This is a genomic window from Pantoea sp. X85 (assembly GCF_029623675.1).
Lineage (GTDB): Bacteria > Pseudomonadota > Gammaproteobacteria > Enterobacterales > Enterobacteriaceae > Pantoea > Pantoea leporis.
On sequence record NZ_CP121108.1, the window covers coordinates 1,002,231 to 1,015,788 of the forward strand.

Consider the following 13,558-nt stretch of genomic DNA (forward strand, 5'->3'; position numbering starts at 1 on the left):
ATACCATCAGCTTTCTACCCAAACAGGAGAGAGCAGATGAGCAGACTGGATAACAAAGTGGCAGTGGTACTGGGCGGCGCAAAAGGAATTGGTCTGGCAATCAGCCAGCGTTTTGCCAGTGAGGGCGCTACCACCTGGTTTACCTCGCGCCGTGACGAGGAGTTACAGACCGCCAGCAGCAGCATCAGCGGCAACGCGCATCCGCTGCGTGCCGATGTGAGCCAGCAGAGTGAATTGACGCGCATTATTGAAACGATCACGCGTGAATCCGGCCAGCTGGATGTGTTGGTGATCAACGCTGGGATGGCGGAGTACGCCACCATCGATGAGATTAGCGCTGAGCATTTTGATCACATCTTCGGCCTCAATGTGCGCTCGCCGGTGTTTGCTCTGCAGGCCGCGTTGCCGCTGCTGAAGCCCGGCGCCAGCGTGGTATTGATTGGTTCGATTGCCGATGTGATTGGCACCGAAGGTTACGGCGTTTACAGCGCCAGTAAAGCCGCACTGCGATCTTTTGCCCGTACCTGGACGCGCGAGCTCTCTGCGCGCGGCATCCGCATTAACGTGGTGGCGCCCGGCCCGATCGATACCGATATGATGCGGGCGGCTTCTGAAGAGGTGCGCAACGGCATCACCAGCACTATTCCGCTCAGCAGAATGGGCAAGCCCGAAGAGGTGGCCAACGTCGCGCTGTTCCTCGCCAGTGACGAGAGCAGTTACATCGCGGGCGCAGAAATCTGTGTGGATGGCGGTTTGACACAGGTGTAAGCATCATACATAGCCATCTCAGGATGGCTGTTTTGCTTTGGTCAGGCGAAATACCAGGCGGGCAGGATAGCGATTAAATTGTTCAGCGTGTGCAGGAAAATCGGTAGCGCCAGGCTGTTGCTGCGCAGGCGCGCGTAGCACAGCAGCATGGAAAACAGCGTTAAGGCAACCAGCGTTTCCCAGTGCACATATTGGGTATGCATCGCGGCGAACAGCAGGGAGGTGAGCAGCATGCAGGCCAAACGGCTTCTCGGCGCCCACAACAGAAAACCTTGCAGTAAAAATCCCCGGAACAGCACTTCTTCAAACACCGGCGCCAGCAGCACGGCGGTGAGCAGCAGAATCAACATCGAGCTGCGTCCCTGCTGCGATTGCGCAATCAGCCAGCCTTCGGGTTGCAGAAATTGCGTCTGCGCCACCATCAAAGCAAACAGTAAACCGATAAACAGCAGCGCCTGCATCGGCCGCACAAAGCCCAGCGGAATGTCGCTGCGACGCTGACAGTAAAAACGATACAGCGGATAGATCACCGCAAACTCCACCAGGCATAGCACCGGCATCAGCAAGCCGTTGGTACGCAGCATCCCGTAATTGGGAAACAGCGTAACCAGCATGGTCACAAGGTAATAGACCACAAAGCTACCCACGTAGAACAGCGTTAACGTAACTTTGTCGGATTGGGTGTCCATAGGCGACTCAGCGAGCAGAGGAGAGCGCATAGTAGCAACGCCGATCATCCCTGTCGAGGTGGCGTGCTGCACATTTGCGCTGCTCAAATATTCCACCAACAAGACTAAATCTGCGGCGCTCGGGGCCGATAACCGATCAAACCCTACAGGGTGGAGATGTGCGCAGTCTGCGTTGTCATCCGCCTTTTTTTGCTGCCTGTATTCTACGAGCAATGCGCATGAATTCTGAGTTTCACCGGCACACGGCACTGGCCGCCAGGACCAATATGGAAGCACACACGGTAAGGCTGACGCGGCGCAGTCTGCGCACCTTATCCTCGCTGCTGTTTGGCGTGCTACTTCTCTCTGTGGTGATGGTGCTGGTTATCGCCCATCGACAAAACACCGACTCAATCCAGCAGGATGCCAATCTGATGCGTCAGGCGTGGCAGCAACAGCAGCAACAGATGCTCGTCGATGCGCGCGATTATGCTAACTGGGGCGAAGGCTGGAAAAACCTGCATCTGACGGTCAATAAGGTTTGGGCGTGGGACGAAGAGAACTTTGGTCCGGGGCTTTACAAGGAGTATCACTACGACGGCGTGTTCGTGGTAGATGGCAATGGGAAAACCCGCTATGCGGTGATTAACGGTGAATTATCGGATGCTTCGATTGAGAGCTTGTTAGGCGCACAAAGCAACGTACTGCTAAGCGAGGCGCGCTCACGGCATGACGCCGTTGCAGGCAATGCGCTGGTGGAGAGTAACCCGGCGATCGTCGTGGCCGCACCGATTACGCCGGGCAAAGGACAGGATTTGCCGACGATGCCCGGCCCCGCTTCGGTCATGGTGTTCGTTAACATTTTCACGCCACAAAAACTGCAAACGCTGGGCACATCCCTGAATGTGATTGAGCCGCGCATCGCCAGCGATCTAAACGATGCGCTGTTTGAGCCACGGCTGGTGGAGCCGGTGCTGCAGGGCGAACCCCTGGTGCTGCGCTGGCAGCCGAAAAATCCCGGCTTCGGCGTGATGTGGCTGATGATGCCGCTGCTGCTGTTCACCGCGCTGGCGGTGGCGCTGGTGACGCGTCGCGTGCTGCGGCATGCACTGCACAACGCGGTGATCTCCGATCGTCGCTTTGAAATGCTGGCGATCAGTCAGCGTGAGTTGGCCAACAGCGAAGAGCGTTTTCGCGATCTGGCGGAAGCCGCGTCGGACTGGATTTGGGAAGTCGACGCACAGGGCCGCCTCTGTTATCTCTCGTCGCGCTTTGCTGCGGTGACCGGCCATGAAGTGAAAAGCTGGATTGGACGTCCGCTCGATCAACTGCTGAGCCATCCCAGCCATTCGCTGGTCTCCTGGCTGATGCGTCAAGGCGAAGAGGTGAAACATGTGCCGCTGCGCTGCCAGTTTATGTCGGCCAACGGCGAGCGCCGCATTGGGCAGTTAATGGCGAAAGCCATTCGGCGTAACGGCTTGCGCTCGGGTTTTCGCGGCACGGTGTCGGATATCACTCATGAAGTGGACGCCGAAGCGCGCATTCAGTTTCTGTCACGTCATGACATGCTCACCGGCCTCGCGAACCGCATGCAGCTGCAGGAGTATTTAACCGCGTATCTGGAGTGCGTCAGCGCGGATGATCCGCTGTTTGTCATCAGTTTCGATCTCGATCAGTTCAAACCGATCAACGATACGTGGGGCCACGCGGTCGGTGATGACGTTCTGAATGAGATCTCGACACGGCTGAAAAGCTTGCTGGCGCCGAATGAACTGGCGGCCCGGCTCGGCGGCGATGCCTTTATTTTGCTGCTGCGCGAGAGCACGCGGGCGGGTGTGGAATATCGCTGTCGTGCGCTGCAGCGCATGGTGCATCAACCGATCATCAGCGGATCGCATCAAATCAGCCTCACCGCCAGCATGGGCATCGTATCAGCACCGCAGGATGCGGCTCAGCCGGAAGCGCTGTTACGCCTGGCCGATATTGCGCTGGCTCAGGCGCGCAGTGCCGGACGCGATCGGTGGGTTTGGTACTCCACCGATATGGCGAACCATCTGCAGTCAAAACGCGACATGGTGCAGGCGATTGAAGGCGCGCTGCACAATCACGCCTTCACGCTGCATTACCAGCCGCGCTATCAGCTGCAAAGCGGGCAGCTGGCTGGCGCTGAAGCGCTGATTCGCTGGCAGATAGCCGACGACCAATGGATCACACCCGATCGCTTTATTCCGTTAGCGGAAGAGAACGGCCTGATCGCTGCGATCAGCGATTGGGTGCTGATGCGCGCATGCGTGGACGCCCGCGACTGGGGCGAACAGCGCTATGTTTCCGTGAATATTTCGCCGGTGGAGTTTCGTAATAACGATCTGGTGCAGCGCGTGGCGCATGCGCTGGAGGTGAGTGGATTACCGGCCACACGGCTGGAGCTGGAGATCACCGAAAACGTCACTTTTGAGAATCCGGATCGCGCATTGGAGATCATGCAAGGCCTGCGCGCGCTCGGCGTGCGGCTGACGGTGGATGATTTTGGTACTGGCTATGCGGCGTTGGGCTATCTGAAAACTTTCCCGTTCAACGGTTTGAAGATCGATCGTTCATGGATGAAGGAGTTCCCGGAATCGCAGCAGGCGCAATCGGTGGTGGCGGGGATTGTCGGTCTGGCTCGCGCGTTTGCGCTGACCATTACCGCAGAAGGGATTGAAACCGAAGCACAGCTAAAGGCGCTGAAAGCGCTGTCGTGTGAAGAAGGGCAGGGATATGTCCTTGGCCGACCCATGTCGCTGGCCGCCTTTAATACGCGGTTACAGGAAGAGGAAACCGTCAATTGATTTTGCACACATTGTAGCGGCGCAATGCATTGCGTGATAAATCGCGCCGCTACGAAATGTGCGCGGCTTTTTAACGCACTCTGATCGCAACAAACGTCATCAGAGCGGCGAAGCCAACAAAAATCACCAGTTCCATCATTGCCTCCTCGCTAAGAAAATTCTTAGTTAATTGTAGTGGCTGGCGGATTGATTTTTAGACAGTGCGTGCGATTAATCCTAACTTTTGAGAGGAAGATCGCCCTTTTGAGCTGATTAGTGCGACCAATCTGCTGTAAAAATTTCCGTTTCACGGTCACGCTTTGCTACTCTCAAAAACCGGTTGTCTATTTATCCAGGAGGAGAAACTTGTGACCCATTATGGAAAAGCGCTACTGGTAACGGCCTTTTTTGCCCTGACCGCTTGCCAGTCAGCCAGCAAACCTGACGCCAGCGCGGCTGCCAGCCACGATCCGGAAACCGATCAGTGCGGCGCATCGCAATACCAAAACTACGTTGGTCAGCCATTATCGACGCTCGACAACAAACGCTTCGCGGTGCCCGTGCGTGCTATTCCGTGGAATTCAGCGGTAACGATGGATTTCAATCTGCGTCGGATAAATTTCGCGGCGGATCAAAGCGGTAAAATTTCCCGGGTGTACTGCGGATAACAAAAAAACGACATTGCATTGTCATCTGGCTGTCACAGCGCCGGGCGAGGATAACTGCGCACTACGGAGATTTCCTCGTCACTCTCGAATATGCAATGTTCGTCTTATTTCTTCCCGCTGCGGCGGGAATTTTTTTATCTTTCGGCCTGCAAGGCTGATGGAGGAGTGATGATGAGAACGCGTGGAAAATTGCTGCTGTTAACGCTGTTGTTGAGTCCGCTGGCGCAGGCGTCGAGCGAAGCCGCATGGCAGCAGAACGACAAAAATATGCAGCAAAGCTGTCTCAAGGCCAGCGGCCTGAAGACAGCGAAAGTGGTGGGTAAGCCGATTCAGTATGATGACAGCGTGGGCTTTGATGCGCTGCTGCTGGAAGGTCGCTATCCGCAAAAGCACATGAAAAATCAGGTCGGACGCGAACTCTGTCTGTACCAGCGTCAAAGCGGCAGGGCATTTGTCAGCGAAGCCGACCATCTGCGTGCGGTAAAATAGTGGCGTGGGCCGCTATTTCTGCGGCCCCGATTCCAGCAGTTTTGCCAGTAAGTTGCGGTAGCTCTGCAGCTGCTGTTCATCCCCTTCAAATTCCAGCTTATCAATCACGCGCGCAATAATCGCTTTGCTGGTGGCAGGCTGTCCGTCATCCATCAGTTCGCGCATGATCGCCGCTAACAGGTCGCTCTCATGCGGTGCATGCCAGGCTGGGCTATTGAAGTAGTCGGTAATCGCCCGACTGGCGCTGTTTGGCTGGGTTCTCATAGCTGACCTCCGCAGAGACAACGATGCCCACCGCCGGATAATGGCAGCATGGGGAAATTGGGTTTAATCATGCGGACTGTCCAGAACAGACAGCGCGTCGCCAGTGATAACTGGTGGTTTTTTAAACATAGATGCGGTGTGGAATATTGTCAGTAACGTGTAGACATATTTTTTCACGTTTGCCTGCCATTGCGATGCGCTTATCTTGCGGCAGGCTGGGTTTCAGCACATAAAGACACTAAAAAACGGCTTTCAGACATGATTTGCTGTGAGCAAAATCACGCTCGACAGTGTAAAACTGCGTTTTTTCGCCCATGCCATGTTTTGCCGTCCGGTAATGTTATGAGATTGTTAGACTGAACTCTCGTTTCATTCTGCTGATGCCCACGCCCATGTTACGCTCCATCGAGTCCTGGAAAGTTAATCTGATATCTGTTTGGTTTGGCTGCTTTTTTACCGGCCTTGCTATCAGTCAGATCATTCCCTTCCTGCCGCTGTATGTGGAAGAACTCGGGATTCGTGGCGGTAACGCGCTCAGCATTTGGTCTGGGCTCACTTTCAGCGTCACCTTCATTGTTTCTGCCGCCGTCGCGCCGTTGTGGGGCAGCCTTGCTGACCGTAAAGGGCGCAAGCTAATGCTGCTGCGCGCCTCTTTCGGCATGGGCGCGGTGATTCTGCTGCAGGCGTTTGTCACTCAGGCGTGGCAGCTGTTGCTGCTGCGCGCGCTGATGGGCCTTACGTCCGGCTACATTCCCAATGCGATGGCGCTGGTGGCGGCGCAGGTGCCGCGCGAGCGCAGCGGCTGGGCGCTCAGCTGTGTTTCCACCGGGCAGATCAGCGGCGTCATTCTCGGGCCGATGATTGGCGGTTTGCTGGCGGACTGGCTCGGTTTACGCATGGTGTTTATCGTCACCGCCGTGCTGCTGATGGTGAGCTTTCTCGTCACCTTATTTCTGATAAAAGAGACCGGTTATACGCCGGTTAGCAAGCAGGACAAGCTGAGCGGGCGCGACGTGTTTCTCACCCTCGATAATCCGCGTTTAATGATCTGCCTGTTCTTCACCACCATGGTGATTCAGATGTGCAACGGCTCGGTGAACCCCATCCTGACGCTGTTCGTGCGCGAGCTGGCACCGAATGCGCAGAACATTGCGTTTCTCAGCGGGGTGATCGCCGCGTTGCCGGGCGTATCGGCGCTGATCTCCGCGCCACGGCTGGGTAAACTCGGCGATCGTATTGGCACGCAACGTATTCTGCTCGCCACCATGATGGTGTCATTATTGCTGCTGGTGGCGATGTCGTTCGTCACCAGCGCGACGCAGTTGGGCGTGCTGCGTTTCCTGTTGGGGTTTGCCGATGGTGCCATGATGCCGGCGGTGCAAACGCTGCTGGTGCGGCATTCACGCGATAACGTCACCGGGCGCATTTTCGGCTACAACCAATCGTTTATGTACTTGGGTAACGTGGCGGGTCCGCTGCTGGGCGCGGCGGTATCGGCGGCAACCGGCTATCGCTGGGTGTTCTTCGCCACGGCGATGGTGGTGATGGTTAACGTGATCTTCCTGCGCCGCTTCTATCGTCGGCCGAAAACCACGCTGACTCCACCTTTGAGCCAGCGTGAAACCGCAGAAAAACCTACTGACGCAACGTCAGCGCGTAGTGCCAGCGCTGCTGAGAAAGCAAAAACTCCGGGCTAACGCTTGGGCTCCATGAATCATCACCGCCGACGCCCATGTGGAAGCCATCGAGGTGCAGCCAGCACCCATCCTCTTGCTGCAATAAGTGGCGATGCGAGGTGGCACGCAGCTGTTCAAGGCTGAAGCGACTGAGCGAAAAGGCGAAGTCGCCGCTCACCTGCAAGCCATTGCTCTGTAACTGACGCGTGCCACAGCGCAAACCATTTTCACCGGGGAACACATACGCGGTGCTGAGCGCTGCCAGCGGCAGCTGCCAGCGCGAGAACTGCGCCGCCAGTTGGCGATCCGGATAGTTCTCGTGCGGGCCCAAACCGAGCCAGCTCACCTGCTGCGGCGACTTCGCCAGTTGGCAGCGCAGCCCGATGCGTGCCGGCGCCGGCAGACCGGGCGCCTGTTCCACATTGACGCTAATGGACAACTCACCGTTAGCATTAATTTGATAGCGTTTGTGGCTGGTGAAAGCCAGCTGACCGTTGGCCAGCCACTGATGCCAGGTTTCAATCAGCACGCTGTGTTTCAGGCTATCGACCTGCATATCCACCAGCACCGCTTGCAACTCATCGTAGCCCGCACGTTTCCAGCGCTCGACCCACGCATTGGGATCAACATTGGCAGCTTCGCTGGTGCCGATATCGTTATCAATCGGCGCACGAATAAAGCACTCCTGCAGCGGCGTGATCAGCGTTTCTTCATCATCAACAAACCATTGCACCAGCTCGCCACTGCGGCGCGAGAAGTGCCAGCGCTGCTGCGGCACAACCACCGCCACCAAATCGTGATTGGCGATCAGTTCCGGCGCGGTGGCACCGAGCTCTACGACGCGCACCGGCAGCGCAGCGGGCAGCGGCCACTGATCCCAGGCGACGCGCGCATCCGCTTCGGACCACGGCGTGGCGTTGATTTGATGCACCGCCAGATTCAGCCACGCGTTGCCCTGCAAATCTTCACTGGCGGGCAGCGTAAAGGTCTGGCTGCCTTGAGCGGCGAGATCGAGCGGCAATTCACCGCTGGCGATGGCAACGCCATCCTGCTCGATTGACCAGCGCAGCACTTCGTTATCGCTGCGGCGGAACAGATATTCGCTGCTGACGGTAAAGCGATACGGCTCGTTAGCGTCCCGCTGAAACTGGAAGAACTGCTGCGCGCGCTGGGCTTCAAACAGCGCCGGATGCGGTGAGCGGTCGGCAAAAACCAGCCCGTTCATGCAGAACTGGCGATCGTTCGGCGTATCGCCAAAATCTCCGCCGTAGGCTTGCCAGGCTTCACCGTTGTCGTCGTAGCGCGTCAGGCTTTGATCGACCCAATCCCAGACGAAGCCGCCCTGCAAGCGCGGGAACTGGCGGAAGGCTTGCCAGTATTTCGCGAAACCGCCAAAGCTGTTGCCCATCGCGTGGGCGTATTCACACAGAATCAATGGCCGCGTCTCGCCCGGCAAACCAATCCACTTTTTCAGCGACCACTTTGGCACCGCCGGAAAAGGCTGATCCTGATCGACGCGCGCGTACATCGGGCAGACGATATCGGTGGCGGCGGTGTTGGCGCCGCCGCCTTCGTACTGCACCGGACGCGTCGGATCGCTGCTTTTCACCCAGTGATAGAGCGCATCGTGCGTGCTGCCGTGACCTGATTCGTTGCCCAGCGACCAGATAATAATGCAGGCATGATTGCGGTCGCGCTGCACCATGCGCGTGACGCGCTCGCTGTAGGCGGCGAACCAGCGCGGATCGCTGGAGAGGCGATTCATGGGCTGCATACCGTGCGTTTCGATATTCGCCTCATCCACCACATACAAACCGTATTGATCGCACAGGCGATACCACAGCGGATGATTGGGATAGTGCGCGCAGCGTACCGCGTTGAAGTTGTGGCGCTTCATCAGCTCGATATCGCGGCGCATGCTGGCTTCATCCGCCACCTGACCGTGTTCCGGGTGATGTTCATGGCGGTTCACACCACGAATCAGCAGCGGCTTGCCGTTGAGGCACAATTGGCCCTGTTCAATGCTGACGCGGCGGAAACCGACGTCGTAAGCTTCGGCTTCGAGCACGGCACCGTTTTCATCCAGCAGCGTCACCACCGCGCGATAGAGATGCGGCGTTTCGGCGCTCCACAGTTGCGGCTGGTTGACCGGCAAAATCAGCAGGGCGCGTTCGGGATAATGACCGCGCTCGTCGATAATCGCACTGCCGGGTGCCTGTTCCTGCTCACCAATGCAGCTGTCGCCGCGCCACAAACTGACGCGCAATCGGCACTGCGCGGGCTGACGATCGCCGGCGTGGATCTTGACGCTGACACGCAGATCGCCGCGCAGGTATTCCGGGCTCAGCGCGGTTTCAATCTGCACATCGGCCAACTGCGTCTCCGGCTTATGCAGCAAGCTGACATCACGGAAGATGCCGCTCATGCGCCACATATCCTGATCTTCCAGATAGCTGCCATCGCACCAGCGCAGAACCATCACGGCTAAGCGGTTCTGGCCGGGCTGCAAGGCGTGAGTAAGATCAAACTCGGCGGGCAGGCGGCTATCCTGCGAATAGCCGATCCACTGGCCGTTACACCACAGGAAAAAGGCCGAATTTACGCCGTCGAAGATAATGCGCGTCTGGCCCTGTTGTAGCCAGCTAGCATCCACTTTGAATGTGAGCGAGTAGCATCCAGTAGGATTCTGTTGCGGCACCAAAGGTGGCGTGACCGGAATCGGATACTGCACGTTGGTATAAATTGGCGCGTCAAAGCCGTGCAGCTGCCAGTTTGCGGGCACCGGCAGCGCATCGGCGCCAGGCAAATCCTGCAGCAGCCAGCTTTGCGGTACCGCTTCCGGCTGCGTGAAGTAGCTGAAGCTCCATTGGCCGTTCAATAGCTGGCGCGAAGGCGAAGGGCGGTCATCGCGCGCGCTGATTTCGTCGCGCCAGCTGGCAAACGGCGGATGCGCATCCAGTCGATTAAGGCTGGTGATCACCGGATTTTCCCAGTCACGGCGCGCCAGAATTTCACTCAGGGAGACAGCAGATAAGCTCATGATGAGATCTCATTTATTGTAATGCGCTCACATTGCGTGAAATCGCACCGGCTGTAAAGCGATCAACCACGATTTTGCGCAGCGCGTTGGCAGCAATCTATGCCACCCGTGCAATGCTTTTGCCGCTTTAGTGCCAGTAAATTGTTAAGCGTGGTGAGCAGAGATGAATAGCGCCGGGTTGCGGAGGATTCTGTATTGTCGTGCCCGATGCGGCCTCATACACTCAGCCCGATTTCACCATTTCGAGGTAATTATGGTCCGTATGATTAAAATGGCCGCAGTTGTGGCATTGGTCACCGCGCTGAGCGGTTGTATTTTCCCACCTCCGGGTGGCGGCGGTTGGGGCGGCGGCCATGGTGGCGGTCCGGGACGAGGATTTATGGGGCCGCATTAATACCCATCATAATTCAGGCTGCAGGTGCGTTGGCTGCGTGCATTCACCTTCAGTCACTTACTGAAGTAAGCTCCTGAGGATGATTGCACTTGCCGCCTTCCTGCACCTCGAATTATTCAGGGCATAGGTGAGCGAAACGTTTCAATAAATCTTTGAACGTCCAGTGAAACGTTTCGCTATTAACTATTGAAATCTAGCCGGTTTTTTTATTCTGCCGTTTGGCTGTTTTTTCTCTAAAACGGCTTAAAAATCCTTGTTGTTTTATTCAGCGCAATGCTAACGTCTGTTTTTCTTCTCTCATTGAGCTTGTCGCATGAAAAACCTGATTGCGGAACTCCTTCTAAAGCTGGCTGAAAAAGAAGAAGAGTCTAAAGAATTAGTGGCTCAGGTTGAGGCATTAGAAATCGTGTTAACCGCGATGTTGCGCAAACTGGATCCTGATCAATTCCACGACATTGAGGCCGCTATTAAATTAGCCATGCCGCCCGTCGCCCCCGCGGCTGAAACGCCCGATACCACCATGCTGCGTAATTACGTAGAGAAGTTGCTGCATCATCCGCGCGTATAATGGCTATCGCCTGTTTTTGCAGGCAATTGTCATTATCGATTTCTCGTATTTGCTTATTCCGTGCCATGCTTAGAGAGCAATAATGCTACGGAGAATCCGGTAATGAAATCGTGTCTTTTGGCAATAATGACAGCAGGCTTGCTGATTGCAGGCGGAGCGAGTGCGGCAGAGAAAACCGCACAGCAGGAAAAAATGACCCAGTGTAACCAGAGCGCCGGTACACAAAATCTGAAAGGCGATGCGCGTAAAAGCTTTATGAGTGACTGTCTGAAAAAAGACAGCAAAATAGGCAGTATGACGCCGCAACAAATGAAGATGAAAACCTGTAATGCTGATGCGAGCGATAAAAAGCTCACCGGCGATGCACGTAAAACGTTTATGAGTTCGTGCCTGAAGAAAAGCTGATTTAATTAGCGATAATCGTCGCCGTTTTTAAATCACTCATGCGTGAAAAGGAATAAGGGTTCATGTTTAGCGTGAACCCTTTTTTATTGCTGTAAGCTGCGGCGCAGACATATTCAATTTTACTTATCACGTCAGAGGAAAAACTCATATCAGGATCCTCATCACAAAACCGCACCGATAACGCTGCCAGGATGCTTTAGTCCTAAATGATGACTAATTATTTCATCCGCTCAATCCCCGCGAAGCCAGAGCGTTCGTTGGGCAGCCTTTACCTGTGGAGTCTGCTATGAATGTGCTTGATTATGCTGTGATGGCGCTTTATGCGCTGATGATTGTGGCTATAACCTTGTGGGCGATGCGCAAGGTGGGCAGCACGCGTGATTTCTTTGCGGCTGGCGGCAAAATGCCGTGGTGGCTGTCGGGCGTGTCGCATCATATGTCAGGATACAGCGCGGCGGTTTTTGTCGCCTATGCGGCGGTGGCTTACAACATGGGCATCACCATCTATTTTTGGTGGGCGTTTCCCATCGCGATCGCGGTGTTGATAGGTTCACGCCTGTTTGCGCCGCGCTGGGCGCGCTTGCGCATCTATATGAACATCGAATCGCCGATGGAATATCTCGCCACGCGCTACAACTTGCCAACGCAAATGGTGCTGGCGTGGAGCGGGGTGCTGCTGAAAACCTTTGACGTCGGCGCGAAGTGGGCGGCAATTGCGGTGATCATCAACGTCTTCACCGGACTCGATCCGCTGATTGGCATCTGTGTATCTGGCGCGCTGAGTTTGTTTTACACCGTGATGGGCGGATTGTGGGCGGATGCCTGCAACGACTTCGGCCAGTTCGTGGTGCAGTTTGTGGCCGCGATTGTGATGGTGGTGGCGGTGGCGGTGCATCTCGGCGGCTTTGCTGAGCTGTTCACCATCTGGCAGCGTTTGCCGCCAACCCACACCCAGATCATTCAGGAGCCGTACAGCATCGGCTTTATTCTCGCCTATTTCGTCATCTACACGCTGAGCTATAACGGCGGCACCTGGAATCTGGCGCAGCGCTTTATAGCCGCGCCCGCCGGCCGCGATGCACGCAAAGCGGCGCGCCTCTCCGCCGCGCTCTATCTCATCTGGCCGCTGATTCTGTTCTGGCCGATGTGGGCTGCGCCGCTGCTGTTTCCCAATCTTAGCGATCCCTCGCGCTCTTATTCGATGATGGCGATGGAGCTGCTGCCGAATGGTTTAGTGGGTTTGGTGCTGGTGGCGATGTTTACTCACACGCTGTCGATGACCTCGTCGGATGCCAACGCCATTACGGCGGTGGTGACGCGCGATATCCTGCCCGGCATGCTGCCGAAACACTTTCAGCGCGGTAAAAGCTCGCTGCTGGTGGCGCGGCTCACCGCTTTTATCTTCATTATCACCACGCTGGTGATTGCCATGAACGCCAGCCACTTCGGCGGCGTGCTGTCGCTGCTGATCATCTGGTTTGGCGGCTTAGTCGGCCCGATCTCCATTCCCATGCTGCTGGGTTTGCTGCCGGCATTTCGTCGCAGCGGCAGCGCCGCCGCGCTGGTGAGTTGGGCGATCGGCGTCGGCACTTTCTTCTGCGTGAAATTTGTCTTTACCGATGTCAGCACCGCCACCGTGGTGGCTGCGCCGGTGATGTCCTCGCTGGTGCTGTTTGTGGTGATGGGCTGGTTACGCCGCGCGCCGGTGCGCCCGGAAGTAGATCAGCTGCTGAACGCACTCAATCAGGATCAGGATGCGCCAGCCGCACAGCGCTGGGCGCATAAAAGTAACGTCTCTCAGGAGGGATAAC

Annotated in this window: 12 protein-coding genes; 9 read left to right on the forward strand and 3 right to left on the reverse strand. The window is 56.4% G+C overall.

The window, feature by feature from the left end; genetic code table 11:
- Positions 1 to 36 precede the first annotated feature (36 nt).
- A complete protein-coding gene (locus tag P6287_RS04550) occupies positions 37 to 768 on the forward strand; it encodes an SDR family oxidoreductase (RefSeq protein ID WP_137385239.1) in 732 nt (243 codons plus the stop codon).
- A gap of 41 nt (positions 769 to 809) precedes the next feature.
- Here the strand turns inward: P6287_RS04550 and P6287_RS04555 are convergent, their stop codons facing one another.
- Positions 810 to 1,457 (reverse strand): CPBP family intramembrane glutamic endopeptidase, encoded by a 648-nt coding sequence (locus P6287_RS04555; RefSeq protein ID WP_110867779.1) that lies wholly within the window; start codon positions 1,455 to 1,457, stop codon positions 810 to 812.
- 218 nt (positions 1,458 to 1,675) lie between these two features.
- Here P6287_RS04555 and P6287_RS04560 point away from each other — a divergent pair, with 218 nt between their 5' ends.
- From P6287_RS04560 to P6287_RS04570, 3 genes are all read left to right on the forward strand, one after another.
- Positions 1,676 to 4,264 carry an EAL domain-containing protein gene (locus P6287_RS04560; protein WP_277974575.1) on the forward strand — a complete coding sequence of 863 codons (2,589 nt, stop codon included), beginning with the start codon at positions 1,676 to 1,678 and terminating at the stop codon, positions 4,262 to 4,264.
- 347 nt (positions 4,265 to 4,611) lie between these two features.
- Positions 4,612 to 4,911, forward strand: a complete 300-nt coding sequence (locus tag P6287_RS04565) for an I78 family peptidase inhibitor (protein WP_101762485.1) — start codon at positions 4,612 to 4,614, stop codon at positions 4,909 to 4,911.
- 171 nt (positions 4,912 to 5,082) lie between these two features.
- Positions 5,083 to 5,400, forward strand: a complete 318-nt coding sequence (locus tag P6287_RS04570; RefSeq protein WP_277974904.1) for a hypothetical protein — start codon at positions 5,083 to 5,085, stop codon at positions 5,398 to 5,400.
- Positions 5,401 to 5,412: 12 nt separating this feature from the next.
- On the opposite strand, the gene P6287_RS04575 is transcribed toward P6287_RS04570, so the two are convergent.
- Positions 5,413 to 5,664, reverse strand: a complete 252-nt coding sequence (locus P6287_RS04575) for a biofilm development regulator YmgB/AriR family protein (protein WP_192415359.1) — start codon at positions 5,662 to 5,664, stop codon at positions 5,413 to 5,415.
- A gap of 392 nt (positions 5,665 to 6,056) precedes the next feature.
- On the opposite strand from P6287_RS04575, the gene P6287_RS04580 reads away from it, so the two are divergent.
- Positions 6,057 to 7,361, forward strand: coding sequence for a multidrug efflux MFS transporter (locus P6287_RS04580; protein WP_277974576.1), 1,305 nt, complete (start codon positions 6,057 to 6,059; stop codon positions 7,359 to 7,361).
- Here P6287_RS04580 and P6287_RS04585 read toward each other — a convergent pair.
- Entirely contained in the window at positions 7,300 to 10,380 is a 3,081-nt protein-coding gene (locus P6287_RS04585) for a beta-galactosidase (protein ID WP_277974577.1), read from the reverse strand. The genes P6287_RS04580 and P6287_RS04585 overlap by 62 nt on opposite strands.
- 253 nt (positions 10,381 to 10,633) lie before the next feature.
- On the opposite strand from P6287_RS04585, the gene P6287_RS04590 reads away from it, so the two are divergent.
- The 4 genes from P6287_RS04590 (at position 10,634) to P6287_RS04605 (ending at position 13,557) form a co-directional block, all read left to right on the forward strand.
- Positions 10,634 to 10,774, forward strand: a complete 141-nt coding sequence (locus P6287_RS04590) for a hypothetical protein (protein WP_167391187.1) — start codon at positions 10,634 to 10,636, stop codon at positions 10,772 to 10,774.
- A gap of 313 nt (positions 10,775 to 11,087) precedes the next feature.
- A complete protein-coding gene (iraP, locus tag P6287_RS04595; RefSeq protein WP_277974578.1) occupies positions 11,088 to 11,342 on the forward strand; it encodes an anti-adapter protein IraP in 255 nt (84 codons plus the stop codon).
- A 102-nt stretch (positions 11,343 to 11,444) separates the two neighbouring features.
- Positions 11,445 to 11,747: a PsiF family protein gene (locus tag P6287_RS04600; protein WP_101762479.1), complete on the forward strand. Its 303-nt coding sequence runs from the start codon at positions 11,445 to 11,447 to the stop codon at positions 11,745 to 11,747.
- Between the two features lie 286 nt (positions 11,748 to 12,033).
- Positions 12,034 to 13,557: a sodium:solute symporter family protein gene (locus P6287_RS04605; protein WP_101762478.1), complete on the forward strand. Its 1,524-nt coding sequence runs from the start codon at positions 12,034 to 12,036 to the stop codon at positions 13,555 to 13,557.
- Position 13,558 lies beyond the last annotated feature (1 nt).

Coding starts and splice junctions, on each gene's coding strand:
- P6287_RS04600 (WP_101762479.1), top strand. CDS start 11,445: ATGAAATCGTGTCTTTTGGCAATAATGACAGCAGGCTTGCTGATTGCA.
- P6287_RS04550 (WP_137385239.1), top strand. CDS start 37: ATGAGCAGACTGGATAACAAAGTGGCAGTGGTACTGGGCGGCGCAAAA.
- P6287_RS04605 (WP_101762478.1), top strand. CDS start 12,034: ATGAATGTGCTTGATTATGCTGTGATGGCGCTTTATGCGCTGATGATT.
- P6287_RS04570 (WP_277974904.1), top strand. CDS start 5,083: ATGAGAACGCGTGGAAAATTGCTGCTGTTAACGCTGTTGTTGAGTCCG.
- P6287_RS04580 (WP_277974576.1), top strand. CDS start 6,057: ATGTTACGCTCCATCGAGTCCTGGAAAGTTAATCTGATATCTGTTTGG.
- P6287_RS04555 (WP_110867779.1), bottom strand. CDS start 1,457: ATGGACACCCAATCCGACAAAGTTACGTTAACGCTGTTCTACGTGGGT.
- P6287_RS04575 (WP_192415359.1), bottom strand. CDS start 5,664: ATGAGAACCCAGCCAAACAGCGCCAGTCGGGCGATTACCGACTACTTC.
- P6287_RS04585 (WP_277974577.1), bottom strand. CDS start 10,380: ATGAGCTTATCTGCTGTCTCCCTGAGTGAAATTCTGGCGCGCCGTGAC.
- iraP (WP_277974578.1), top strand. CDS start 11,088: ATGAAAAACCTGATTGCGGAACTCCTTCTAAAGCTGGCTGAAAAAGAA.
- P6287_RS04590 (WP_167391187.1), top strand. CDS start 10,634: ATGGTCCGTATGATTAAAATGGCCGCAGTTGTGGCATTGGTCACCGCG.
- P6287_RS04560 (WP_277974575.1), top strand. CDS start 1,676: ATGAATTCTGAGTTTCACCGGCACACGGCACTGGCCGCCAGGACCAAT.